General features: G+C 67.5%; 20 protein-coding genes. 10 read left to right on the forward strand and 10 right to left on the reverse strand.

Translation table 11 applies throughout. The features are described from left to right. Window positions 1-123 precede the first annotated feature (123 nt). The 4 genes from EV192_RS38010 to EV192_RS38025 all read right to left on the reverse strand — a co-directional run bounded on the left by EV192_RS38010 (window position 124) and on the right by EV192_RS38025 (window position 4,529). Window positions 124-594, reverse strand: a complete 471-nt coding sequence (locus EV192_RS38010) for an NUDIX domain-containing protein (protein WP_132123483.1) — start codon at window positions 592-594, stop codon at window positions 124-126. Next, complete coding sequence (locus tag EV192_RS38015; RefSeq protein WP_132123484.1) at window positions 594-2,096, reverse strand: helix-turn-helix transcriptional regulator; 1,503 nt, start codon at window positions 2,094-2,096, stop codon at window positions 594-596. Before EV192_RS38015 ends, EV192_RS38010 begins: the two co-directional genes overlap by 1 nt. Window positions 2,097-2,597: 501 nt before the next feature. Next, window positions 2,598-3,137, reverse strand: a complete 540-nt coding sequence (locus tag EV192_RS38020; protein WP_132123485.1) for a DUF222 domain-containing protein — start codon at window positions 3,135-3,137, stop codon at window positions 2,598-2,600. A 543-nt stretch (window positions 3,138-3,680) separates the two neighbouring features. After that, complete coding sequence (locus tag EV192_RS38025) at window positions 3,681-4,529, reverse strand: PAC2 family protein (RefSeq protein ID WP_132123750.1); 849 nt, start codon at window positions 4,527-4,529, stop codon at window positions 3,681-3,683. Between the two features lie 133 nt (window positions 4,530-4,662). On the opposite strand from EV192_RS38025, the gene EV192_RS38030 reads away from it, so the two are divergent. Then, window positions 4,663-5,322 carry an HAD family hydrolase gene (locus EV192_RS38030; RefSeq protein ID WP_132123486.1) on the forward strand — a complete coding sequence of 220 codons (660 nt, stop codon included), beginning with the start codon at window positions 4,663-4,665 and terminating at the stop codon, window positions 5,320-5,322. Here the strand turns inward: EV192_RS38030 and EV192_RS38035 are convergent. Both EV192_RS38035 and EV192_RS38040 read right to left on the reverse strand, forming a co-directional pair. Continuing rightward, window positions 5,298-6,476: an aKG-HExxH-type peptide beta-hydroxylase gene (locus EV192_RS38035; protein ID WP_132123487.1), complete on the reverse strand. Its 1,179-nt coding sequence runs from the start codon at window positions 6,474-6,476 to the stop codon at window positions 5,298-5,300. The genes EV192_RS38030 and EV192_RS38035 overlap by 25 nt on opposite strands. After that, entirely contained in the window at window positions 6,473-7,579 is a 1,107-nt protein-coding gene (locus EV192_RS38040) for an FxsB family cyclophane-forming radical SAM/SPASM peptide maturase (RefSeq protein WP_243727338.1), read from the reverse strand. Before EV192_RS38040 ends, EV192_RS38035 begins: the two co-directional genes overlap by 4 nt. Before the next feature lie 109 nt (window positions 7,580-7,688). On the opposite strand from EV192_RS38040, the gene fxsA reads away from it, so the two are divergent. From fxsA to EV192_RS38060, 4 genes are all read left to right on the forward strand, one after another. Beyond that, the gene (gene fxsA, locus EV192_RS38045; protein ID WP_243727363.1) at window positions 7,689-7,910 is read left to right on the forward strand and encodes an FxSxx-COOH cyclophane-containing RiPP peptide; all 222 of its coding nucleotides are present in this window, start codon (window positions 7,689-7,691) and stop codon (window positions 7,908-7,910) included. A gap of 112 nt (window positions 7,911-8,022) precedes the next feature. Further along, on the forward strand, window positions 8,023-11,790 hold the full coding sequence (gene fxsT, locus EV192_RS38050; protein ID WP_132123489.1) for an FxSxx-COOH system tetratricopeptide repeat protein: 3,768 nt from the start codon (window positions 8,023-8,025) through the stop codon (window positions 11,788-11,790). Further along, on the forward strand, window positions 11,768-12,754 hold the full coding sequence (locus EV192_RS38055) for a hypothetical protein (protein ID WP_132123490.1): 987 nt from the start codon (window positions 11,768-11,770) through the stop codon (window positions 12,752-12,754). The genes fxsT and EV192_RS38055 overlap by 23 nt, the downstream gene beginning before the upstream one ends. Before the next feature lie 85 nt (window positions 12,755-12,839). Next, on the forward strand, window positions 12,840-13,988 hold the full coding sequence (locus tag EV192_RS38060; protein WP_132123491.1) for a cation:proton antiporter: 1,149 nt from the start codon (window positions 12,840-12,842) through the stop codon (window positions 13,986-13,988). Here the strand turns inward: EV192_RS38060 and EV192_RS38065 are convergent. From EV192_RS38065 to EV192_RS38075, 3 genes are read right to left on the reverse strand one after another with little or no spacing between them, the layout of a single operon-like run. Beyond that, window positions 13,933-16,230: a hypothetical protein gene (locus EV192_RS38065; protein WP_132123492.1), complete on the reverse strand. Its 2,298-nt coding sequence runs from the start codon at window positions 16,228-16,230 to the stop codon at window positions 13,933-13,935. The genes EV192_RS38060 and EV192_RS38065 overlap by 56 nt on opposite strands. Then, entirely contained in the window at window positions 16,227-17,162 is a 936-nt protein-coding gene (locus EV192_RS38070) for a hypothetical protein (RefSeq protein WP_132123493.1), read from the reverse strand. Before EV192_RS38070 ends, EV192_RS38065 begins: the two co-directional genes overlap by 4 nt. Next, window positions 17,159-17,875, reverse strand: a complete 717-nt coding sequence (locus EV192_RS38075; RefSeq protein WP_132123494.1) for a hypothetical protein — start codon at window positions 17,873-17,875, stop codon at window positions 17,159-17,161. Before EV192_RS38075 ends, EV192_RS38070 begins: the two co-directional genes overlap by 4 nt. A gap of 308 nt (window positions 17,876-18,183) precedes the next feature. Between EV192_RS38075 and EV192_RS38080 the strand changes: the two genes are divergently transcribed. Both EV192_RS38080 and hisG read left to right on the forward strand, forming a co-directional pair. Then, window positions 18,184-18,447: a phosphoribosyl-ATP diphosphatase gene (locus tag EV192_RS38080; RefSeq protein ID WP_132123495.1), complete on the forward strand. Its 264-nt coding sequence runs from the start codon at window positions 18,184-18,186 to the stop codon at window positions 18,445-18,447. A gap of 174 nt (window positions 18,448-18,621) precedes the next feature. Further along, the gene (gene hisG, locus EV192_RS38085) at window positions 18,622-19,467 is read left to right on the forward strand and encodes an ATP phosphoribosyltransferase (protein ID WP_132123496.1); all 846 of its coding nucleotides are present in this window, start codon (window positions 18,622-18,624) and stop codon (window positions 19,465-19,467) included. Between the two features lie 205 nt (window positions 19,468-19,672). On the opposite strand, the gene EV192_RS38090 is transcribed toward hisG, so the two are convergent. Beyond that, the gene (locus tag EV192_RS38090) at window positions 19,673-20,635 is read right to left on the reverse strand and encodes an AraC family transcriptional regulator (protein ID WP_132123497.1); all 963 of its coding nucleotides are present in this window, start codon (window positions 20,633-20,635) and stop codon (window positions 19,673-19,675) included. 358 nt (window positions 20,636-20,993) lie between these two features. On the opposite strand from EV192_RS38090, the gene EV192_RS38095 reads away from it, so the two are divergent. The 3 genes from EV192_RS38095 to EV192_RS38105 all read left to right on the forward strand — a co-directional run bounded on the left by EV192_RS38095 (window position 20,994) and on the right by EV192_RS38105 (window position 23,486). Next, the gene (locus EV192_RS38095) at window positions 20,994-21,875 is read left to right on the forward strand and encodes a RecB family exonuclease (protein ID WP_207926530.1); all 882 of its coding nucleotides are present in this window, start codon (window positions 20,994-20,996) and stop codon (window positions 21,873-21,875) included. A gap of 60 nt (window positions 21,876-21,935) precedes the next feature. Beyond that, window positions 21,936-22,496, forward strand: a complete 561-nt coding sequence (locus EV192_RS38100) for a TIGR03086 family metal-binding protein (protein WP_207926531.1) — start codon at window positions 21,936-21,938, stop codon at window positions 22,494-22,496. A 213-nt stretch (window positions 22,497-22,709) separates the two neighbouring features. Then, window positions 22,710-23,486: an MHYT domain-containing protein gene (locus EV192_RS38105; protein WP_207926533.1), complete on the forward strand. Its 777-nt coding sequence runs from the start codon at window positions 22,710-22,712 to the stop codon at window positions 23,484-23,486. Window positions 23,487-23,506: the final 20 nt, after the last annotated feature.

Raw genomic sequence — 23,506 nt, forward strand, 5'->3', positions numbered from 1 at the left:
TGAGTCCTTACTCTCGGCTGCGACTCGCAGGATTGCGAGCCGTCACCTCAAGTAAAGACGCAACGTGACGAGACAACCATGTCAAATTCGCAATATAATATTCTCCGCCAGAATAACGACAAGTCAGAGACTGTTTAGGGACGGTTCGCCATGTTCCAGATACATGATCACGCCGGATGCATGTGAACGGTAGGCGGCAGTCAGGCGACGAACGAGGCGTGGGATCACGTAATCGGCAAGTTTGTCGACTCTCACCCATTCAGTCTTATCGACTTCGATTCCGTCGAGCTGAATTCTGTGCTCGTCTTCCCCAAGCTCGCCGCAGTCAAACACGTAGAGTATCTTGTCGCCTTCTGCCTCGTTGGGCGCCCAGTCATGGACCAGTAGCCGATTGACTGTTCGGGTAAGTCCGAGTTCTTCGCGCACTTCGCGTTCACATGCTGCCGCCGGGGATTCGCCTCGATCGACGTAGCCGCCAGGGATGTCCCAGCGATTGCCATAGGTCTTTCGGACAAGTAGAACCTTGTCGCCGTCAACAAAGAGCGCACCGGATGCGAGGCGGGGTGTAGCGAAATCGGCTGTTGGGTCACCCATTAGATTTGCTCGGTCACATTCACGCGCTTGGCAAGCTTGTCGAGTTCTATGGATGGTTTCCCGGATGAACTTCGAACCAAGGCGGCGACCACTTTCCTGCTCAAATAGTGTTGACGTACCTGCTCTGGCGCAATCCGTTCAGCGGTAATCATTGCGCCAAGGGCATCTTCTTGATTTCCGATCATGCTGTAAGTGCGAGCCACGTCTAGAAGGTAGCGTGCTCGTCGTTCGGTTGGCACGGCGTCAATGTTCAGAATAAGACCGGAGTCTAGGACAGTTTGAAAGTCACCAAGTTCCACGGCAGTATTGACGCGGTGAATAGCCACATTTGTTGGACCAAATGCGGTCCATAGATGGTTTGCGTTCCCGCCTAGTCGCTGTGCCGCGTCGCCTGCCTCGTTTAGATAATCAGCACTCTTGGAACCGTCGCCGAAACGCGCAGCGGCCATGGAACCGACGAGAAAGAGAGTTCCGTACACAGAAAGCGCGGCATTGTCTCCACTGATTGCGCTTTCCAGGTAACCCGCGCCGGACTCAACCAAACGCATAGCAGGCTCATAACGGCCGGTTGAATGTAGCGAGAACGCTACCGATCGAATAAGCGAACCTCGAATGGCAGGGCTGTCGGCGTTTTCGGCAGCGGCCATACCTCGTTCGGCAGCGATCCATGCTAGATCTGACTGGCCGACCTTGCCCAGCACTGATGCGGCGGCTTGATATGCAAGTGCGAGTACTCTGGATACTCTCGTGCGGTCCGTTTCTTGGCACCCTCGGAAAGCCACTTGAGCGTCAGCTAGCAATGTAGAAATTCGTCCGGCCGCGATGGCGAACCGTGACTGCTGATAGGCGTCGAAAGCGACTTTTAGGTCGCTCTCAAGATTTCCTATCGATGGATATCTATCGGGCGGTAGCGAGCCGAATTGAATAGCATTGAATCCGTAGTCGGCTAGTACTCCACATAGGTCAGCTATCGCAGGGGAAATTTGCCATGTCTCGGTTATCCGTGATGGTCGCAGGTCAAGCTGATTCGTCTCAGGACTGGTTCGTTCCAGAACTCTGAAGCGACTTCGTCCAGGAAAGTCAAACCAGAGAAGACGTTCCGGAAGGTGCAAAATTTTGGCGTAGTTCCGCAGTGTTTCAAGGTTATACTCAGGCTTGCCGGTTTCAATCTTACTTACTTGTGCCTGATTGAGTCCAAGCCACCGCCCCAGGAGTTCTTGATTTAGCGCCTTACCGTACATTCGAAGGTGATGAGGATGCATCCGATATGCTTTGAAGACTTTACCGATGTGCTGGCTTGCGAAGGCCGCCCGGAAGTCGTCTGTCTCGAAGAAATCATCCTTGAGCTGAGGTGGCTTACCGAGTTGATCGCGTTGTTCCCGGTGACACTTGCCGCACACGTGCGCGGTGTTATCCGCAGCCAACACCGTTCCGCAGCCCGAACACCGACGGCCCCCGACTGTGCCGGAAGCACGACGTTGTTGCGGACTGGGAGCGCTCATATGATCCCCTGTCCAGTTCGGCGGCGCTGATCTCCGTTAATCCAGCGTACAGGCCGTCACAGGCAGATGTGACGGCAGTCACGAGCATGTTCAGGGAGGGAGGCCACTCGATACCTTCAGATGAGCCTGTGACCTGGGGTTTTCGGTGCGCCGCGTGAGGTGGTTGTTCGCCTCCCTGAGCAGTGTTTGCCCAGGTCAGAGCAGGGAGTTGAGGACAGGGAGTCGCCAGGGAACGCTCCCTGGCTCCCTGTCTGCCTCCCTGGTCGTTCCGTACGTTGGAGGCGTGACGCTGGAGTCTCTTGTAGACGGACTGAAACTGTTGCAGTACAGGAGAAACACCATGTCATAGCCTCTTGCTGTCCCGCAAAAGGCGTCCACAAACGACACTGGGGGAGGGAGCCCGGTTGGTGACGTGCTTAGGCTCTGTTCTTGGGATTTTGAGGCGTGCTGATGAGACGTGAACGGCCTCCCCACCCTCCCCCGACGCAGGGTTTACGCTGGTCACGCGGGGATTGTGGCACGGGGAGTGGCCGGGGGAGGACTCCCCCGACTTCGTTGTCCTCCCCGCCTGACTCCCCCGTAGCGGCTGGCTACATCTTCCCAGTTCAAGGGGTGTATGTGTGAACGTCGCTTGACAGTGGTGGCCGGGACGGTCACGTTCACCTGGACCTTCACCCGCTCCCGCTGCTCACCGAAGATCAAGCCCAGCAACACATCCGCCCGGCATTGCCCCAGCGTCCGGTCCGGGGTCCTGGCCTTCCGGGCGAGTTTGTCGATCTGTTGGTGGGCGGCCAGGGCTTCTTCGGCGGTCAGGGCGGCACCGAGGTGCCCGACCCCGTCTTCTCCCGCCATGTAGGTGACATCGCGGTCCTGCCGGGCAGCCGCACGGCGCCGTTCTGCCGACGCGGGGTCGATTTTGATCACGTGGTAGCGGATGGAGTCGCGGAACCGACTGGGGTTGGTCCGCCGCCCGTAGGCCAACACCCGTCGTTCCACCCGCCCAGCATCCACCACCGACAACACCTCAGTGAGGTCGTCCATTGCGGACTGACCCCGATCTCGACAGCGACCTCTTCGCGAGCGCCATCAGCCAGCTCAGCGTGCCGCCGGGTCGGTGGCCGCAACACGGCAAACCGAGCCAACGCGCGAATCTTGACGCCCTCTGCCTCGGCGATAACCCGTTCAGCAGCGGCCAGGACATCCAGGCATTCCGAAGCGGACATCTCCTCGACAGGAATGTCCACCACAGGAAGCGGTGTACGAAAGAGAGAAAGTTCCCCACCCATGCCCCAGCGATACCAAAGAATGGCGAAAGTGGCCATTCGAAAAATAGGCATGGGAGGGAGGGTGTTAATAGTCAAGAGAGGGGGGATCTAATGGCCAGTGGGGTTTTTGGCTGGAATGGAACCACAGAAGGGTAACCGGCGCTGGAACCGGAACCCGAGGCTGGAAACCGCACTCCAAGGTGACCAGACAACGTTTCGCGCCCAGCACCATCATTCTTTTCGAACGGTCCGTAAAAGGGTGACAGTGTGCAAAGTCGACCCCATGACAGCCCGGACAAAGCCCGACCACACTGGCACATCACCCAGAGGGGCGAGGACCACGGCCAGGCCCCGGGCCGGGGCCGCCGTGCCGGCGGCGACGGAGATAGCGCTCGAACTCAGCGGCGATGGCGTCGCCGCTGGTCTCGTTGAGCGTCATGTCGGCGTCGCCGCGTTCCTCCAGGGCGCGGACGTAGTTGCTGACGTCCTCGTCCTCCTCGGCCATCTCGCTGACTGTCCGCTGCCACTCCTCGGCCTGCTCAGGCAGCGCGCCGAGCGGCACCTCCACGTCCAGGACCTCCTCGACCCGGTGCAGCAGGGCCAGGGTGGCTTTGGGGGACGGGGGCTGGGACACGTAGTGGGGGACCGCGGCCCAGAGGGTGATCGCCGGGATGCCGGCCTGGACGCACACGTCCTGCAGCACTCCGATGATCCCGGTGGGGCCTTGGTAGCGGGAGTTCTGCAGGCCGAAACGGGCGGCGGAGGTGGCGTCGTAGGCCGTCCCGGTGACTGGGACGGGGCGGGTGTGCGGCACGTCGGCGAGCATCGAACCCAGGGTGACGACTGTGGTCACGCCGAGGCGTTCGATGTGTTCCAGCAGTTCGGCGCAGAACTTTCGCCACCGCATGTTCGGTTCGATGCCGTGCACGAGGACGATGTCGCGGGTGGAGCCGGGTGGGCGGCAGGTCAGCAGCCTGGTGGTCGGCCATTCCACCCTGCGGGTGACGCCGTCGACCATGCGGACTGTGGGCCTCGTCACCTGGAAGTCGTAGTAGTCGTCCGGGTCCACGTCCACGAGTGGGGTGGCGTCCCAGGTGAGTTGGAGATGTTCGACCGCAGTACTCGCGGCGTCGCCGGCGTCGTTCCAGCCTTCGAACGCGGCCACCATCACCGGCTCCACCAGTCGGGGCTGTTCCTGCGAGTCGTGATCGGTCACCGGCCAAGCCTACGACCCTTCAGCCCTGCCCGGACTACCAGTGGTAGATCGGTCAAGCCCGCGTGTCGGACCGTAGGCTGCGGGTATGTCGATTCCAGCGGCGGTGTTGTGGGACATGGACGGCACCCTGGTCGACTCGGAGAAACTCTGGGACGTGGGCCTGCGGGAACTGGCCGAGCAGCTCGGCGGGCGGCTCACCCAGCGGACCCGGGACGCGGTCGTCGGCTCCAACATGGACAACACGATGCGGGTGATCTTCACCCAGCTGGGCTTGGAGCTGGAGCCGGCGGCGATGGACAAGGCGGGAGTGTGGCTCACCGAGCGCACGGCTGAGCTGTTCCGTCAGGGGGTGCCGTGGCGACCGGGTGCCCGCGAGGCCCTCATGTCGTTACGAGAGCACGGCGTGCCGATGGCCTTGGTCACGTCGACCGAACGCTCGTTGACGGAGATCGCCCTGGACTCCATCGGACGGCATTTCTTCGTCGCTTCGGTATGCGGGGACGAAGTGGACGGCAGGAACAAACCGGACCCGACGCCGTACCTGATGGGCGCCTCCTTGGTGGGTGTCCCGGCGGAGCGGTGCGTGGCGGTGGAGGACTCGTTGATGGGGATGCGGTCGGCGGTGGCGGCCGGATGCACGGTCCTGGTGGTCCCCGCGGAGGTTCCGATCGCGACGGGAGACGGCTGGACCGTCCGGGACTCCCTGGTGGGTGTCGACGCCTACGTCCTCGGCCGGCTCCGCTGACCGTGCGCCGCCTGCCAGCGTGAACGGTGACTGGCCGACAGTTGCCGGGCCGCCGCGACGGCCTGCGCCGGCACCGGTTCGGCGCACCACCCGGCCAGCACGTCGATCATGCCGGCGACGAAGATCCGGCCGAGGTCGGTGAGCCGCTCGTCGGCCAGCAAGGCGCGGGCCGCCTCCACCGCGGCCTCCCGCCAGCGGGCGAACTCCAACGGCGCCTTGGCCGAGCCTTGTGCCGTCTGCGTCCGCCAGAACCCGGCGATGCCCAGATGCGCGTACGTGCCGTGCAGCAGCCCGGCGAGCGGACGGGGCTCGTCGCGCCACGGCGCGTAGAAAGTGGCTCCCTGGTCTCCCGTCGCCAACGGGAAGAGATCCAGTAGCGCGGCCAGTTTGTTGTGCTGCAACTCGTGCGTCAACGTCACCGCGACCGATTCCGTGTCCGGCGGCAACGACAGGAAGACACAGCCGAGGGCGTCCGCGTGGGTGGCGCTGCTGGTGCCGTCCGGTGCCGCTGTGAGAGGTGTGAGCATCCGGATGGCCGCGGCGAACTCGGCGGCCACGTCCGCGTGGTGCCGCCGAAGCAGATCCCAGCCTGATCCGATCCGCTCCCGCCAACGGCCGAGGTCGACGTCGTCCGTGCGCAACCAGGACAGCGGCCCCCCGGACGGCCACGGGCTCAGTTCGAACGACACGCCGTCGGACAGGGTGACCCGAGGGGTGGGCGCCCACTCCAGGCCTTGGACGTCGACCTCGCCGCGGACCGGTCCGGACACGGTTCCCAAGGACGGCAACGGCATCCGGTCGACCGGCGGCACGCGGACGGTCGCGGACAAACCGGCCCGGATCGCGGCCGCGACGGCGACGTACGTGATGAGCGCGCTCCCACGGTCGGGCAGCGTGGCCGTGCGCGTCACCCACTCACCGGTGAACGGATGGTCGAGCACCTCGTCGACCGCCTGCGGGGCCGCCCGGCGGGCCTCGGCCAGCAGGTCCAGCGCCGGCCGGGCCGCCGGCGCCTGCTCACGCAAGTACTTGAGCAGCAACAAGGTCCGGCTGCGGCGGGCGGACACGAGGGTGCCGATCGCCCGCGGGCCGCCGCCGCCGTGCGCGAGCGCGACAAAATCCGCCATCGCCAAGGTGTGCCGGGCCGGGGTCACCGCGCCACCGCCAGCCGGGCGGCCACGGTCGCCCGGATGTGCCGGATCAGCCGGTCCAAGTCGAGGCAGTAGACCGACGGGTTGGCGAAACCGTTGGCCGGGTCGAACCGGTGCGCCCGCAGTCCTCCGCCGCAGACCTCGCGCAGGTCGCACCCCTGGCAGACTGGCCCGAGCGCGGCGAGGCCGGCCTGCTGGGCGACCATGTCCGGCAGGTCCAGCACCGCGTCGAAACTGTCGCGGGCGACGTGCAGTCCGGTGTCGGCGGCGCCGTCGAACGCCGACGCGAGGATGTCCGACTGCTCGATCGTGCCGTCCGTCTCGACCACGACGACCTGGGTCGGGGCCAGGCCGACACCCTCGACATGCGACCGCCCGCCGAGCAGCACGTGGATGATCTCCTCGAACAGTCTGATCCTGGTCTCCCGGCGGGGTCGCGCGACCCAGTGGTCGAACACCGCGATCAGCCAGTCCGCGTACGGTGTCGCCGGCGCGTCGGGGACCCGGCCCGGTGGGGGAGCGGACCAGTTCCCGTGCGGCAGCAACAAGTCGATCGCCGGCGGGTCGAACGCCAGCAGTGCGGCATATGTTTCCACCGGGTCGTTCGCCAGGTCCACGACACACAGCAGCCCGGCGTACAGCGAACGGAACTCCGGCCCGCCCAGCTGACGTAATGCCGCGGCGACGGACTGATAACTGCCTCTGCCGTCGGCCGTGACACGATGCCGGTCATGGGCGACTTGACCGCCGTCGACGCTGACGCTCACCCGCACATCGAGTTCGCCCAGCAATTCGAGGAATGTCCTGTCCAGCAGCACGCCATTCGTCTGAAGGCTCACCCGGACGGACGCGTCCACCTGTGTCCGCGCGCTTGTCACCAGACGCCGGACGGCGGCCGGACCGGCCAAAAGCGGCTCACCGCCGTGAATGACGATGTCCACTTTTTCCAGCGAGTGGACGGAAACGTGTTCGGCGATCCGCGCGACCGTCCGGTCGATCACGTCCGGCGCCATCGACCTCGGCCGCGCGCGCCAGCGTTGGTCGGCCATCTCGTACACGTAGCAGTAGTCACAGGCCAGGTTGCACCGGCCGTGCAGCTTGATCACGAACTGACGAAACGGTAAACGCGCAGCCGCCACCCCATCCCTCGAAGCTGTGTGTCGAAGTGCCGCATTCGCGCCGCCGCGGTGAGCCTAGGATATCCACTTGGGCACCATGCGTGACAAGGAAATCCGTACTTGTGCGGATTCGGTGGAGGGGCTGAGCGGGATGCCGGAGGACGTCGTCATAGAGTCCGTGCTTCTGGACGTGACCGATCTCGACCCGGATGAGCTGGCCGAATTGCCGGAGTCGGTGCTCGGCGCGGCGTTGCGCCGGATCCTGGCGGCCAACGCCGAGCTGCCGGACCAATACGCCGCCTTTCAAAGCGCTCTGTAAGAGCCAGTCACCTGGGCCGTTCGAGTGAATCTCAAATCGTTGGCCGGACGGCCACACCCTGCCTTCCCGCTGTGTGTAATTTCGCGAGCGGGGAGGTCGACTTGGAGCAGTGATGAGCAACCCATCTGGCGGCGCGGCGCGCAGCGCGGTCGTCGCGTTCCTGTCGGCCGCCGGCGGTGCCGGCCGGACCAGCGCCGTCGCCAACCTCGCCTGGGCACTGGCCAGCGCGGGGCGCCGTGTTCTGGTGGTGGACCTGGGATCCGAACAGCCGCACGTGCCGGACTACCTGGCGCCGTTCTACGTGGGCGAGGCTGAGCTGGCGGAACGGACCAGGCGCGCCGTGTTGGCCGTGCTGTCCCCGCCGCACGTCGAGCCGGTGTCCACTGTGGAGCGTTACAGCCTGCCGCGGGCGGCCGGGCACATCGACGTGCTCGCCCCCCGGGTGCCGGCCGGCGGCGGCCGGCTCTACCTGGACGTGGTGGAGGCCAGCCACGGCGCCATCTCGACGTTGCGCGAGCAGCTCGCCACCGAACAGTACGACCAGGTCCTGATCGACGCGCCGACCGGAACCGCCGGTCCCGTGGTCGCGCTGATCGCCGAACTCGCCGACGTGGCCGCGGTCTGCTTCGCGCCCAAGGGGGTCAACGACGCGGCCGCCCTGGCGCGGCAGCTGAAACGCCAGATGCCCTACCGGCTGGACATCGTGCCCGTGGTGACCATGTTCGACATGGGCGGCGACGTGCGCGCGGCCCGCAGCCTGGCGAACGTCCGGGCGAAGTTCGGGACCTTGATCGACCAGTCCGGTGCGATCGTGTGGATCCCGTACCGTTCCTACGAGGCGTACGACCCGCTGCTCGCGGTGCTGTTCGAGGACGCGAACGATCCGAGCCGCGTGCGCGCCCAGTACAGGCGATTAGCCGCCGCCATCACCAAAGACGACGCCATCGTCATTCCCGACGTCAGCGACGAAGTGCGGTCGCGGTACCGGCGCATCTTCGGCGTCGACACGTTCGAGCCGCCTGTGCGGGTGCTCGTGGCGTACGCGACCGAGGACCGCGCCTGGGCGGACTGGGCGCGTGCCGTGCTGGAGCGCGGCGGCGCGGAGACCCGAACCCTCGCCGCGGCGGGGGTGGGTGTTGCCCCCGCAGGGGGCAGGTTGGACACAGTCGCCTCCGAGTGGCTTGACCAGCCACGGCCGCCCGAGCTTGTCGTGGTCCGCTCGTCCCGGCTCGCCCCGCCGGACCTGCCATCGTTGAGCCCGGTCTGGCTGGTGGTGGAGCGGACCGAGGAGGGGCCGCCGAACGACGGTGAGGTCGTCGACCTGGTCGACGTGCATGACGCGGTGGCGCGGGCCCGGCTGCTCACGCATTTCAGCCTGATGGCGCCCCGCTGGGAGGTGGACCCCGTGCAGTGGCCGCGGTTCCCGGCCACCCGCCCGCAACTGGTGTCGCTCCCACCCCGCAATCCGCAGTTCGTCGGCCGGGACCACGAGATCGAACGGCTGCGCGACCGGATGCTGTCGTTCGGCAGTGGCCGCGCCGCGTGCACGCTCACCGGGCCGCCCGGGGTCGGCAAGAGCGAGCTGGCCCTGGAGTACGCCTACCGGTTCGCCAGCGACTACGACCTGATCTGGTGGTTCTCCGCGCACGACCGGCAGACCGCGGTGGCCGGCGTCGCCGAGCTCGGCGACCGCATGCACGACCCGGAGCTGACCGAGGACCCGGTCAACGAGTACGGGACGACCGTGCCGATCGAGCAACTGGCCGAGGGCAAGCGCTTCGCCCGCTGGCTGCTCGTCTACGACAACGCCGACGACCCCGCGGTGCTCGACGGGCTCATGCCCGACGGTGGACTGGGGCACGTTCTCGTGACTTCGTTCAACGCTGCCGACGACACCGCCATCACGGTCCCGCACATGCGCCCGCAGGACAGCGCGAAACTCCTCACCACCAGGGTCAACGAGCTGAGCCCGGCCGACGCCGACCTGGTGGCGGACGCGGTCGGCCATCTGCCGCTCGCGTTGCAGCTGAGCGTGGACTGGCTGGTCGAGGCGGTCGAGGACGAACGACGGGTCGGGTCGACCGGGGTCGACTCGGCGACCTGGGCGACCCGCGCGTTCCTCGAACAGGTCTCCTCGGAGGCCGACGACGAGCCGGTCGTCCAGGTCGTGCGCACGCTGGTCGAGTCGCTCAAGGGCGGCGCGCCCGGCCGGCTGGCCGTGCTGCTCGCGCAGATGTGCGCTTTCCTTTCCCCCCAAGGGGTCGCGCTGCACCTGGTGCGGTCGCCGGCGATGATCGACCGGCTGGTCGCGCGCGGCGGCCTGGACGGCGCCGCCCTGCGGCTGGACTCGTGGGAGATCGACCGGGTGCTGTGGACCGGCACCCGGTTCGGCCTGTTCCGGGTCGACTGGGGCACGCACAGCAGCCTGCGGTTGCATCGCCTGGTGCAGACCCGGCTGCGCGCCGACATGTCCACTGTGGAGCAGGCGAACCGGCGGGCGGACGTGCTCGCCGTGCTGGCCGCGTACGCCCCGATCGAGGTCGACGAGGACGCGTCCGGCCGGGTCCGGCGGTTCCTGGAGCTGCAGAAGCACGTCTTCGTGTCGGGCGCGATGGCCAGCCGGGACGACCAGGTCCGCCGCTGGCTGGTCAACCAGCTGCGCTTCCTGTACACCGACGGCGGCATCGGCATCGCCGAGGCGGCCACCCGGCCCGCGCACCAGCTGCTGGACTCGTGGCTGGCGCACTACGGGCCGGCGGACCCGTTGTCCGCCCGGCTGGGCACGCAGCTGGCCAACGTCGAACGCCACCTCGGCCGGCCCACGACCGCGCTGCGGCTGGACGACGCCGCGTTGGCCCTGCAGCGCCGGACGCTCACCCGGACCCACCCGCAGGTGCTCATCTCGGCCCGGGGCCGGGCGGGCGACCTGCGCGGGCTCGGGTTGTTCTGGGAGGCGCTGGACGAGGACCAGGCCACCTGGGAGGGCTTCCGCACCGAACTCGGCGACGACCACCCGCACACCCGGTCGGCCGCCAACAACCTGGCCTCCTCGATGTACCTGGCCGGCGACCCGGCCGGCGCGCTGGAGATCGAGGAGGACAACTTCGCCAGGCGGACGCGGATGTTCGGCCAGGACAACCCGGACACCTGGTGGTCGTGCACCAGAATCGGGATCTACCAACGGGAACTCGGCCAGTACGACCGGGCGCTGACCACGTTGCGCACCGCCCGCGACCGGTTGCGCCAGCTTCGCCTGGACACGAACGAGACGCTGCTGCGGGCGATGTGGCACTACGCGATCACCGAACGCGCGTTGGCCTATCACCGGGAGGCCAAGGATCACACGGCCCGGGTGTTGACGTCGTTGCGTGAGCTGCTCGGCGAGCATCACCCGGACACGCTGGCGTGCACCCTCAGCTACGCCATGGACCACCGCGCGGTGGGTGATTCGGGTGTGGCGGTGGAGCTGTCGGAGTCCGTCCTGGCGGGTCTGCACGGTCCGGCCGCGCTGCCCGACGACCATCCGTTCATCGGGCTCGCCCAGGTGTGCCTGGGGCTCAGCCTGTGCGCCGCCTACGAGGTCGAGAAGGCCGTCGGAACCGTCACCGCGGGCCTGGACGTGCTGCGTCACCGCTTGGGCGGCACCCACCGCTGGACGCTCGCCGCCTCGGTCTCCCAGGCCCGTGTGGTCGCGGCGGCCGGTGACATCGAGCGCGCCCGCGACCTGGTCGGCCTCGCGTACGCCGACCACCGCGAGTACCTCGGCGACGACCACCCCAGCACGCTGATCGCCGCGAGCAACCTGGCCGTCGTCCGCGGCCCTCGGGCGGAGTTCGACCAAGGATGGAAGGACATCGATGTCGACATCCCGCAAACCTGAGCCGGGTCACGTCCACGAGACCGCCGAGTTCCTCGGCGACCAGTTCGCGGAGGCCCGGCGCGCCTGCGGCGAGGTGGTGCAGAAGCACCAGCTGGTGCGTTACCTGGCGCACTACAGCCAGGGCGCGTTCGACTTCTCCTACGCCGCACACGACATCGAGTCCCACGACCGGTCGGCCATGCAACGCCTCGGGCGCCAGCTCGGCTTCACGATGAGCGCGCTCGACCGGCGGCTGCAGGAGGCGCGTACCGGCGCGCTGATCCGTACCGTGCTGCACACCGAGTACGGCGCTGTGATGTGCGGATCCGTTGTGCCCAGACAGAACGTCGTCGGGTTGTGCGTGGACCGGACGGCGGTCGACCACCCCGGGGCGCCGTTGTCCGACGCGCCCGAGGTGCGGACGATGGACAAGGCGTTGTCCGACCTGACCACGCACATGCGGGCCAGGATCAGCCTGCCGTCGCTCAACCCGGGCGGCTGGGCGTCCGCGGACGTCGTCGGCGTGCTGACGTCCACCGACCCGGCCGGCGCGCCCCGGGCCGAAGTGGCGGACGAGTTCGCGGACCCGCGGATCGTGGACGCTTGCGTCGGCGTGGTGCGGCCGGAGGACCTGCAGTTCGTCGCGTACTGCACGGCCGGCGAGGTGGCGGTGATGGCCGACCACTTCGACCATCCGTCGCTGGCCCCGTTCTTCACCCAGATCTCGGTCGAGGCGCGCCGGACGTTCTACCGGATGTTCAGCCGCGAGCTCGGCGGCGTGATCACCCGGCTGAACCACACCGTGGGCACGGCCGAGCCGGGTGGCCTGCTGGTCCGGGTCGTGCTGGACGTCGAACAGGGCGCGATCTACTTCTACCGGTTGGCGGTCGGCACGTATCTGGTCGGTGTGACGATCGATCAGGCCAGAGTGCGCGGCGCGGACGAACGCATTGCGCGACTCGCGGTGGAGTGCGCACCCGGATAGCCCACCTTCGATATTGCTTTCACCCGTTGGACAGTGGCCCGGCCGTACCCGGCCCGCTAACGTGGGTCGAGCCCGGATCACTCCAATGACCTTTGGGGGCGCTGTGGCTGCCGCGTTACGTACGTCAAGTCTGCTGGCGGCGGTGCTCGGCGGCTGGGCGGTCGCCCGATGGCTCGGTGTCACCGATGTGCAGAACTCGATGGCATATCAGGATTTTGTCACCGCCGTCCTCGGATTCGGACTTTACGCCAGTACCCGGGCGATAGCTCTGCGTGAGTTCCGGGACGAACTGGGCACGGTCGCCGTCGCGGTCACGGCCGGTGTGCTCGGCAAAGCCGCGATCGTCGCCGGGGTCATGTATCTGGCTTTCCAGAATCCCGCGTTCATCGTGTTGGGAATCGCGGTCGCGCAGATCGACCCCGTGTCGGTCGCCGCGGTACAGAAGAAATCGAAGCTGTCCACCGCGGCGAAATCGCTGCTGCTGGCGTGGGCGTCATTCGACGACCCGGTCACGGTACTGCTGACCACATATCTCACCGTGCTCGTGCTGCATCCCGCGACGGGCGTGGTGGTGTTGAACGGTGATCTCGGCTCGTTCGCGGCGCACATTCTGTGGAATCTGCTGCTCGCCGGCGTGATGTGGCTGATCTGGCGTGGCTTCCAGCGGGTGCGCGGACATTTCCGGTCCCAGAAGGCGATCACCGCGGTGCTGGTCGTCGTGGTGCTGGTGGTCGCGTTCGTCGCGGTGTCCCAGTCGCTGTTGCTCGGCCTGGCCCTGACCGGCTTGTTCTTCCGGCCGGCGCTCGACCGGTTCATCGACGGCGCCACCCAGGTCGCGCTTTACGTGGCGTGTTTCGCGCTCGGGCTCGTCCTCGTCGGCGGGGTGCGGCTGTTCGAAGGCGCGATACTCGGCGTCGCGGCCTATGTGGCGCAGGTCGTCGTGGGATTCCTGGTGACGTCACCGAAACGCTGGCACGGCGACCGGATGCGGCTCGCGTTGAGCCAGCAGAACGGCCTCACCGCGATCGTGCTCGCGTTGCTGCTGGAGCCGGTACTTCCCGGCGCGACCGCGATCATCGCGCCGGCGATCCTGGTCGTCTACGTGCTGCACGCGGTGTGCAACGGCCTGTGGGACCGCCACCAGCGGCCGGTCGTCAAGGTCCCGGCCCCGGTGCCGGTCAGCTCTCGGTATACAAGAACGATCGCAAAACCGCACGTCGAACCCGCGGGCTGAGGTTGTCCAGCGCGTCCTGCACCCGCGTCCGGCGCGACACCTTGCCCAGGTCGTCGATCTTGCCGGAGCGTGCCTTCCACGGCGACAACGCCACCAGCGGATCGAGCATGAACAGCGGCAGGTACTCGGTCGTCGCGTCGTAGGCCCAACAGATCTCGTCGAGGGCGCGTTCGGCAGGTGGCGACAACTCGCCGCCCGCGCCGGTCACCTCCTCCGGGAGGTACCACGTCCGGACGGCTTCGGTGAACCCCCGCACGGCCTTCAGCATCAGTGTCGCGACTCCTGCTGCCTGCAGGAAGTCCTGGACCCGCAGCCGCCGTTGCACCGCTCGCAGCATGTCCTCGGTGCCGCTGGCAATCGACTCGTCGAACATCTGCCGGAACTGGGTGATGTCCTCCAGCACCGCGACGGCGTCGCCGAACAGCCGGTCCACTTCGGGTGGCAGCGGCGAGCGGACCAGCACGTCGCCGGACTCCGTGCCGGCGAGCTCTGCGACCTTGCTGTTCAGTGCACTCAGTGTCTTCTGGATCAGGGTCAGTTGCAGGTCGGCGGACCACCCAACGTTGTCGACGTGGTCCGTCAGCTTCTCGATGAACCCGTGGATGTTGGACTGCTGCACGTTCAAGTGGTCGATTCGTCGCCGCATGTCCAGGTCGGGATCGGCGGACGCGTCTCCTCTCAACCCACCCATCGCGGCACCTATGAGCGCCCGGAAATCCTTGCCGAAGTCACGTTCCACGTACACGAGCGGCTCGTTCGGCAACTGCTCGCGCAGTGGCTCGACGAGGTTGGGCCCGATCACGCCGTTCACGACCAGGACAACCCTGACCGAGGGGGTGGCTGCACGCAGAGTCGTGAGCCGCTGGGAGACCTCGTTGATCTCGTCGCGGGTGAGCAGCGATTCCCTGATCAGCACGGCACATCCGGTGCTGTCGCCGTCCAGTGGGATCCAGAAGTCCGCCCGCCCGTGCTCGCCGAAATGGTGGTCACGCACGTACGACCAGCCGATCGCGTCCAGTTCCCGGCTCGCCCGCGAGCCGATCTCCTGCGAGCTCAACGATCGCAGCAACTCCCGCGCGACCATCCGCACCATGTCAGCCGTGATGTCGGTCTGTCCGGCGTCCCAGGACAGCTGGAACAGCCGGTGGCACATGCGGATCACCTTGCGCGCGTTGCCGCCGGTCAACGCGACCAGGTAGCCGACTGTCGGCACAGTGAACGGCGCCAGTCGCCGCTCCGGCGCCTGCGCCTGCTCGATCAGCTCACGGACCTGGCCTTCGCTCAGCCCGGCCAGCTCCACCGAGTGCGTGACCCGCTCGACCGCGCTCGGGTCCAGCGTCCCGACGAAGTCCGGATGGCCGCACAGCACCAGGCACGCGCCTGCCTTGGTGAACACCTCCAGCATCTTGCGGAACGCGGCGAGCACGCTGCCGGTGTCGTCGCCCGCGGCGGCGAAGATCTTGTCGAACTCGTCGATGATCAGCACCAGTCGGCGTTCCCGCCCGCCGAACAGCAGCGCCAGCACGCCCATCGCCTCGAACACGTCCGGCGTCGCCGAGATGGCCTCGGTGATGCCGCGGTCGACCAGGACCGGCGTCGGTTCCGCCCCGGTCAGCCATGACCACACGGCGTCGTCGAAACCCGGCCGCAGCAACAAGGTGAGCGCCTTGCCGAAGTCGGCGTTGTCGGTCACGTCCTGCAGGGTCCGCTGCACTTCCCGGAGCAGCGCGCTCTCCATCAGCTGCAACGGTTCGATGACCTCGCCGGGCCTGCGGTCGGGGTCCCGCAGCACGTCGGCGGCCTGCGCGGCGATTCCGCTCTGGTGCAGCTGCGCGGCGACGATGTCGGCGTAGTAGTCGTTGATCCGGGCGCGCACCCGGTCGAGCCCGAGTTTGTGCGCGAACCGCTGGTACATCCGCAGCGGATTCTCCGCGGTGGCCTCGATATGCAGCGATCTCGACGGGTCGTGCATCGTCTCGGCCGCCACCCGTACCAGTCGGCCGGCCAAATGTGTCTTACCCGTTCCGTAGTCGCCCAGGATGAGCAGCACATTTCCGTCCGGCCGGGCGCGCGGCCGCGGCGGCTGGGAAAGCAGATAACCGCGGACGTGGCCGGTGGCGCGCCGGATCGCGTCGGTGTCGATGGTGATGTCGTCACCGGTTTCGCCGGAATCCGCGAGGCTGGCCACGGCCATCGCCGAGAACGGATTACGAAGTAACGGGTCCGACTCGTGTGCACTCATGATCCCGCCCCGTTCGCCAGCCGCCGAGCCAGATCCGCGCGGATATCGTCGACGGTCACCCAGTCTTCGTTTTCGTACCCTATCGGCTGATCAAGCCGGAACTCGTAAGAACTGTGCAAAACCCGTTGCAGCTGCGCGACCGTGTGTAACTCTCCGTCGAGTTCGGTCATGGTTTCCTCACTCATCCGTGGATAGGCGCCCTGGTCTGCGTTGCGGTTCAACCGGTCCTGAGTGAATCGCCGCACGTCGCCCTCTGCCAACGGGCCGACATGAAGCGTGACCGGCCGCATCCACGCCTCGAGTTTTCCTTCGATCGTGTAAGCGTCCCGTTCGGTCAGCAGTGCCGACTCGGCCATGAACAACACCCGCGGCCGGGCGAACATCGCGTACCGCATCACTTCCAGATCCAGGTCGCCGGGCGACGGCAACAGAATGATCAACGCGTACGGATCGTCGAGCCACAACGGGAGGTTGTTGTACACGTGGTTCGGGTGCTCACGCCGTTGTTCGAAACTGGTGGCGCCGTCGGGCAGCAGCACGCCCTTGTTCTTGACCAGGTCACAGAGCTGGTCGCACGTGATGGACATCCGTTTGTCCACGCCGTGCGTCTCGGCCGGCCCCACGGTCCTGGTGGCGTCGATGACCTTGCCGACCATCTGGTGCTTCTTCTTGAGCTCGTCCACGACCCAGTCCGCACACCGGTTGACCAGCGCGGACTTGCCGCAGCCGGTGTCCCCGGTGACCAGTGTGAGGCCGCCGTCGGCCAGCATCCCCCGCAGGTCGCCCATCCGCCGCTGGAACTTCTGGAACTGGGCCTCGCTGTTGTCCACCGGGACGTAGAAGGCGCGGTGGTGGGAATGGTCGAACGGCCGTAACGGCCGCATCGGGCTGGCACCGAACGGCTCTACGGTGAACGGGTTGATCGCGCTCATGGCCGCTCCTCGGCGGCCACGGCGGCGGTCTCGGCAGTCGTGGCGATCCCGACAGCCTTCGCGCCGCCCCCTTTGACCTCTTTGACCGCTTTGTGCGAGCCGACCACCACGGCCAGCCCGGCGGCGATCGTCAACACGTTGTCCCGCAGCTCGTTCAGGCTTTCGGTGAGGTCCCGCACCCGATCTCGGGACCGCGTGGCGTTGTCGTCCCAGCCTTGGCCCATGGCCGGTCCGAGGGTGTCGTCGAGCGGCTCCAGCGCGGTGGTCACCAGATGCCACTTCGGGTGCCGTGCCTTCACGTCGGCGAGCTGGTTGACGAGTTTCCGCCGGGCCCGCACCAGCTCGCTGTCGGCGGCGCCCACCTTGATGCCACGCAGGAACACGTCGCCGCGTTCATGGAAGTCGGTGACCGCGGTCCGCAGGTTGTCACCGAGTGCGCGCCCGCGGGCACGCAGGTCGACGAATGCGGCGGCCAGGAAAGCGAGCACGGCACCGAACAACCCGGTCAGAAAGGGCAGCACGGAAGCGAAACCGGACGACCCGCTGCCTTTCGCCGACTCGTAGAGCGCGGTGCAGGCGCGCGTGAAGCCGTCCGGGTGGGCCTTGCGCCATGTGGGTAGGTCGGTCAACGCGGTCCGGTCGTCGATCTCCAGGGCCACCACGGCATCGGCCAGATCGGCGCGTTGCGCCGGAGCCAAGCAGAAGGTGACCATAGCGTCATCTCCGGCGCTCGCACGGGCGACACCTGAATGGAGCAGCACGCCAACCAGGACGAACAGGAGAACTCGCCCGGCTCGGCCGGAAGAGCCCCTGCGGACCATTCTTTCTCCCGTATCTTTGTCGACCCTCAACTCTACCGACGAAAAGTCGCAGCGGGTGAGAACCCTGCGCGCCGCACTACCCAAATGGACCAATTCCGCGTTTTCGCGGTTTTCACTGGGCGAATCCGGTGCCCGAGGCGCCGGTCACACCCGGCCGACCGAGTGATCGGCGGCCGGCACCGGGATGAAAGGATCGGGGGGTGAAGACGTTCGACGAGCTGTTCGCCGAACTCAGCGACCGCGCGCGCACCCGGCCTGAGGGCTCGGGGACCGTCGCGGCGCTGGATGCGGGTGTGCACGCGCAGGGCAAGAAGGTGCTGGAGGAGGCCGGCGAGGTGTGGATCGCGGCCGAGCATGAGGACGACGAGCATCTGGCGGAGGAGGTCTCCCAGCTGCTCTACCGGGTTCAGGTCCTGATGATCGGACGTGGCCTGACCTTGGATGACGTCTACCGCTACCTCTAGGCCGTGTTTCAGGTGTCCCGATCGCGATAGCCGGGCCGGATGCGGTCCCTGACGCCACCGCCGGAACGCCCAAAGACAACCAGTATTCGCGGCGTCCCGCCGGCGACGCCAGGAACCGCCCCGATCCCGGCTCTCATCGACCGGGACACCTGAAACACGACCTAGGAGCCCCACATGTTGCGTGTCGCCGTGCCGAACAAGGGCGCGCTCGCGGTCGCCGCGTCCGAGATGCTGGTCGAGGCCGGCTACCGCCAACGCGGTGAGCAGCGTGACCTGACCGTGCTCGACCCGAGCAACGAGGTCGAGTTCTTCTTCCTGCGCCCCAAGGACATCGCCGTGTACGTCGGGTCCGGCGAGCTCGACCTGGGCATCACCGGGCGGGACCTGGCGCGCGACTCCGGCGCGCCGGTGACCGAGGTGCTCGCGCTCGGGTTCGGCGGGTCGACGTTCCGGTACGCCGCCCCGGCCGGCCGTGAGTGGACCGTCGCGGACCTGGACGGCAAGCGCCTGGCCACCGCGTACCCCCGGCTGGTCCGGGACGACCTGGCCGGGCACGGCGTGAAAGCCGACGTGATCCGGCTCGACGGGGCCGTCGAGATCTCGGTGCAGCTCGGCGTGGCGGACGCGATCGCGGACGTGGTGGGCTCCGGCCGCACCCTGCGCCAGCACAACCTGGTGGCGTTCGGCGACCCGATCTGCGTGTCCGAGGCCGTGCTCGTGCACCGGGCCGAAGCGACCCCGTCGCCGGACGCCGAACAGCTCAGGGCCCGGCTGCAGGGCGTGGTCTTCGCCCAGCAGTACATGATGTTGGACTACGACTGCCCGAAGGCGCTGCTGGACAAGGCCCTGGAGGTCACGCCGGGCCTGGAGTCGCCGACCGTGGCGCCGCTGGCCAACCCGGACTGGGTGGCGGTCCGCGCGATGGTGCCCCGCAAACAGGCCAATCCGGTCATGGACACGCTCTGGGCGATCGGCGCCAAGGCGATTCTCGCGTCCGACATCCGCTCGTGCCGCCTGTAGGGTTTTCGTTTCCTGGCTGGATCGGACGCTGAACTGCGACGACGTGAGTTCGTCCGGCGTGCTGTGCGTCACCGCACCGGCGGGCAGACTGCGTTATGCCACTGTTGTGTTATGCCACCGCGGCGAACCGGTGGGCCGATCCGCCTCAGCCGGCCACCCTGTGGTGCGGACTCCGGGTGTCCTCCCTTGACGCCCGGAGTCCACGCTAGGGAGCGTCGCGCAGGAGGGTCTGGGTGGGCGGACGGCCATACGCGTCGCGGTAGTAGCCGGCGAACCGGCCGGCGTGGAAGAAACCCCAGCGGGCGGCGATCTGGGTGACAGTGACGCCGGTGGTGGGGTCGGCGGCCAGCAGGTCCCGGTGGGCGCGGTCGAGACGGACCCGGCGGACATATGCCATCGGCGTGGTGCCCTGGCGGTGGAAGGCGTACTGCACCGCGCGGACGGTGACGTGGACCGCGGCGGCGATGTCGGCGACGCCGATTTCCGACGCGGGATGGTCGTCGATGAACCTCATGGCGCGCCGCAAGGTGGCGGAGTGCGCGTCGTGGCGATCCTCGATGGTGGGTTCGGTCAGCGCGGTGTTGGGGAACGCGGTCAGCACTGTGGCGGCCAACAGTTGAGGTGCGGTGGAGGCGACCAGCGGGGCGTCCCGGATCGCCGGATCGGTGAGGACGTGGTCGCGAAGGAAGGCGATGGTGCGCATGAGGTGCTGGCCGGCGGCCGGGGAGACCGGCCGGTAGCCGGTCAACCGCACCGGCTGCTCCGTGCGGCCGGGCGCGGTCGCGGCCACCTTGGACAGCAACGACGGCTCGACGGAGACGTAGCCGCAGCGCAAGTTGGTCACCCGGCCGGCGAAGCCGTGACCGGGCTGACCGAGCACGAAGACGTCACCGGGGCCGTGGCTCGCCGCCGCGCCCCCGACTCCCTCGGACGTCAGCCAGGCGCCGGTGTCCACCCAGGCCACGCCGACGCGACCCAACGAGTGGGCCACGTAACCCATCTCGAAACTGCAGTCGGTCAGTTCCAGGCTGATAGGCCCCAGCGGGTGCCGGGTGAGCCGGAAGCAGTGCCGACCTTGGCGGCTCGCCCTGAACCGCACCGAGGCGTACCCGGCGCTGATGAACTCCTGGACCTCATCCAGGTCGCTGCTCTCGAAGACCGTTTTCATGACGTCTCCGCAACGTGCTCGGATGGTTCGCGGCTGACAGCTTCCTCCTGTGGGCATGACGACGCCGGCCACCAATGACGCGACTCGTGGGTTTGGCGGACGAAATTGCTCCGCGTGGGTGAAATGCCGGGTCGACCGCCAGTGCCCGCTTGGCCGCGCCGGTCATTTACGCCGCGCAACACGCCCGACATCGCCCCAGGCACAGCGGCGGCCAGCCCTGAGCGAAGATGTCGGTCGCGTGGGGCGCGGTGGAAATGGCCGGCTAAAGGCGGCCAAGCCGTCCGAGCGGAGCGAGGACAGTCGAACACTGAGCGAGGACAATCCAATACTGTCTTACTCGTGGCCTACTGTGCGGGTTGTGACGGTGACTGAGGAAGAGGGCCAGGCCACGGAAGGCGCTGCGGCTCCACGGCGGCGGCCGGCGTTGTCGCCGTCGAGGGCGAGCGACTTCAAGCAGTGCCCGCTGCTCTACCGGTTCCGAGCGGTGGACCGGCTGCCCGAGCGGCCGGGACCGGCGCAGGTGCGGGGCACGGTCGTGCACTCCGTTCTCGAGCAGTTGTACGCCCTGCCCGCGGCCGAACGTGTCCCCGAGACCGCGCACCGGCTGCTGCAGCCGACGTGGGCGAAGCTCAAGGAGCTGCCCGAGCTGGCCGAACTGTTCGCCGAGGGTGCCGGCGAGGAGGACTGGCTGGCCTCCGCGGACGAGCTGATCGACGGCTACTTCAGCCTGGAGGACCCGCGCCGGCTCGAACCCGAGGCGTGCGAGCTGCTGGTCGAGGCCGAGCTGCCGTCCGGTGTGCTGCTGCGCGGCTACATCGACCGGCTGGACGTGGCGCCGACCGGCGAGATCCGGGTGGTCGACTACAAGACCGGGGCCGCGCCGCGGGAGATCGGCGAGGCCAAGGCGTTGTTCCAGATGAAGTTCTACGCGCTCGTGCTGTGGAAGCTGCGTGGCGTGGTGCCCCGGCAGCTGCGCCTGATGTACCTGTCCGACCGGCAGTCCCTGGCCTACCAACCGGACGAGGCCGAGCTGACCAGGTTCGAACGCACCCTGGACGCGATCTGGCAGGCGGTCATGCGCGCGGCCAGGACCGGCGACTTCCGCCCGAGCAAGAGCCGCCTCTGCGACTACTGCGACCACAAGGCGTTCTGTCCGGAGTTCGGCGGCACACCGCCGGAGTACCCAGGCTGGCCGGAGCCCGACCCTGGCATCGAGACCCCACTCGACCGCGTCGACTAGGACTGGCGGCCGCGCGGGTGGGGGCGATGAGTTTTCGGGGTGAACACGGTCTTTAACTGTGTGACACCTTTCGCTGAGTCGCCGTCCGTGGAGGCTGGGTTGCTGGAGCGGGCGATCGGGTACACGCTCGGCAGCCTTCGCCTCGTCACGCCCGCCGCGATGGCCCGCCCGACTCCGTGTCGGGAGTGGGACCTGTCCGCCCTGCTACGGCACATGGACGATTCGTTGGCCGCGTTGCACGAGGCGGTCGAAGGCGGGTTCGTCTCGTTGGAGGCGGCGCAGCCCGTGGACGATCCGGTGCTGTCGCTGCGCAACCGGGCCTGCCGGTTGCTGGGCGCGTGGACGAACGGGTCGCGGCGGGTGGTGTCGGTCGCGGACCGGATGCTGGCCAGTGTCGTCGTGGGTCAGGCCGGCGCGCTGGAGATCGCCGTGCACGGGTGGGACGTGGCCAGCGCGTGCGGGGCGGACCGGCCGATCCCGGCGGCGCTGGCCGAGGAGTTGCTTCGCCTGGCGTTGGCGATCGTCACCGAGGACGACCGGCCCGGCCGGTTCGGGCCGCCGGTCGCGGTCCGCGCTCCCGGCGGCCCGGCCGAACTGCTGCTGGCTTTTCTCGGCCGTTGATGTACTCCACGAATTCACCCGCCCGGGGGAAATAATCGCCACCGGCTTGTCGGCCGAATCCAGGGAAACAGTGGTATTTCAGGCGACATGTCGCTGTTGGATTCTTACCGACATGACATGCGCCGGACACATGAATTTGATCCCCGGCGACCGCCGAGTAGGTTCGGGCGGAAGGTTCCCTGTCTGGGTGGCGCGCAATTCGGGGAGGCCGCTGTGCTTGGCTTTTCGTTCAACTCGCTCACCGCGTTCGTCGCGTACGTGGCTTCGGTCGTCGGGTCCGCACTCGGGCTGCTGTGCACGTCACGGGCCCGGATCGTGCGGGGCAGCGCACGGGCGCGGTGGCTGGTGCTGGCCGCCCTGTCGATCGGCGGAACCGGGATCTGGGTGATGCACTTCATCGCGATGCTCGGTTCCACGGTGGACGGCACACCACTGCTCTATAACGTTCGGGTCACCGTTCTGAGCATGATTCTGGCCGTCCTCGTGGTGGCCGTCGGGGTGTTCGTGGTCGGTTTCACCGAAGGGCTCGGCTGGATTGTCGTCGGTGGCGTGTTCACCGGCGCGGGCGTGGCGATCATGCATTACGTCGGAATGAGCGCCATCACCATGTACGGCGAAATTCACTACAGCGCGGGGCTGGTGGTCGCCTCGGTGGTGATCGGTGTGGTGGCGGCGACCGCCGCGCTGTGGGCGACGGTCAACATCCGGGGGGCCGGGGCGATCCTGGTGGCCGCCCTGATCATGGGCATCGCCGTGAACGGCATGCACCACACCGGGATGGCGGCGGCGCACGTGCAGCTGCACAGCCCGACGGGTGCGTTGACCGGGATGTCCGGACAGGACCTGCTGTTCCCGCTGATCGCCGGCATCGGCTTCATCACGATGGTGACGCTGTCGATCGTCGTGCTGTCGCCGAGTGAGAAGGAAATGGCGGAGGAGGCGGCGTTGCAGGACCGCATCACCCGCGCACTCGGGTCGAACGCACGTTGAGCCAGCCTGGCATACGGCGG

It is taken from the genome of Actinocrispum wychmicini, from assembly GCF_004345645.1.
GTDB classification, from domain to species: Bacteria; Actinomycetota; Actinomycetes; order Mycobacteriales; family Pseudonocardiaceae; genus Kibdelosporangium; species Kibdelosporangium wychmicini.

Excerpts from the sequence above, each read along its gene's own strand:
- EV192_RS38070 (WP_132123493.1), bottom strand. The coding sequence starts at position 17,162 with ATGAGCGCGATCAACCCGTTCACCGTAGAGCCGTTCGGTGCCAGCCCG.
- EV192_RS38065 (WP_132123492.1), bottom strand. The coding sequence starts at position 16,230 with ATGAGTGCACACGAGTCGGACCCGTTACTTCGTAATCCGTTCTCGGCG.
- EV192_RS38010 (WP_132123483.1), bottom strand. The coding sequence starts at position 594 with ATGGGTGACCCAACAGCCGATTTCGCTACACCCCGCCTCGCATCCGGT.
- fxsT (WP_132123489.1), top strand. The coding sequence starts at position 8,023 with ATGAGCAACCCATCTGGCGGCGCGGCGCGCAGCGCGGTCGTCGCGTTC.
- EV192_RS38075 (WP_132123494.1), bottom strand. The coding sequence starts at position 17,875 with ATGGTCACCTTCTGCTTGGCTCCGGCGCAACGCGCCGATCTGGCCGAT.
- fxsA (WP_243727363.1), top strand. The coding sequence starts at position 7,689 with ATGCGTGACAAGGAAATCCGTACTTGTGCGGATTCGGTGGAGGGGCTG.
- EV192_RS38025 (WP_132123750.1), bottom strand. The coding sequence starts at position 4,529 with ATGGTGGCCGCGTTCGAAGGCTGGAACGACGCCGGCGACGCCGCGAGT.
- EV192_RS38020 (WP_132123485.1), bottom strand. The coding sequence starts at position 3,137 with ATGGACGACCTCACTGAGGTGTTGTCGGTGGTGGATGCTGGGCGGGTG.
- EV192_RS38090 (WP_132123497.1), bottom strand. The coding sequence starts at position 20,635 with ATGAAAACGGTCTTCGAGAGCAGCGACCTGGATGAGGTCCAGGAGTTC.
- EV192_RS38060 (WP_132123491.1), top strand. The coding sequence starts at position 12,840 with ATGACCTTTGGGGGCGCTGTGGCTGCCGCGTTACGTACGTCAAGTCTG.
- EV192_RS38015 (WP_132123484.1), bottom strand. The coding sequence starts at position 2,096 with ATGAGCGCTCCCAGTCCGCAACAACGTCGTGCTTCCGGCACAGTCGGG.
- hisG (WP_132123496.1), top strand. The coding sequence starts at position 18,622 with ATGTTGCGTGTCGCCGTGCCGAACAAGGGCGCGCTCGCGGTCGCCGCG.
- EV192_RS38030 (WP_132123486.1), top strand. The coding sequence starts at position 4,663 with ATGTCGATTCCAGCGGCGGTGTTGTGGGACATGGACGGCACCCTGGTC.
- EV192_RS38055 (WP_132123490.1), top strand. The coding sequence starts at position 11,768 with ATGTCGACATCCCGCAAACCTGAGCCGGGTCACGTCCACGAGACCGCC.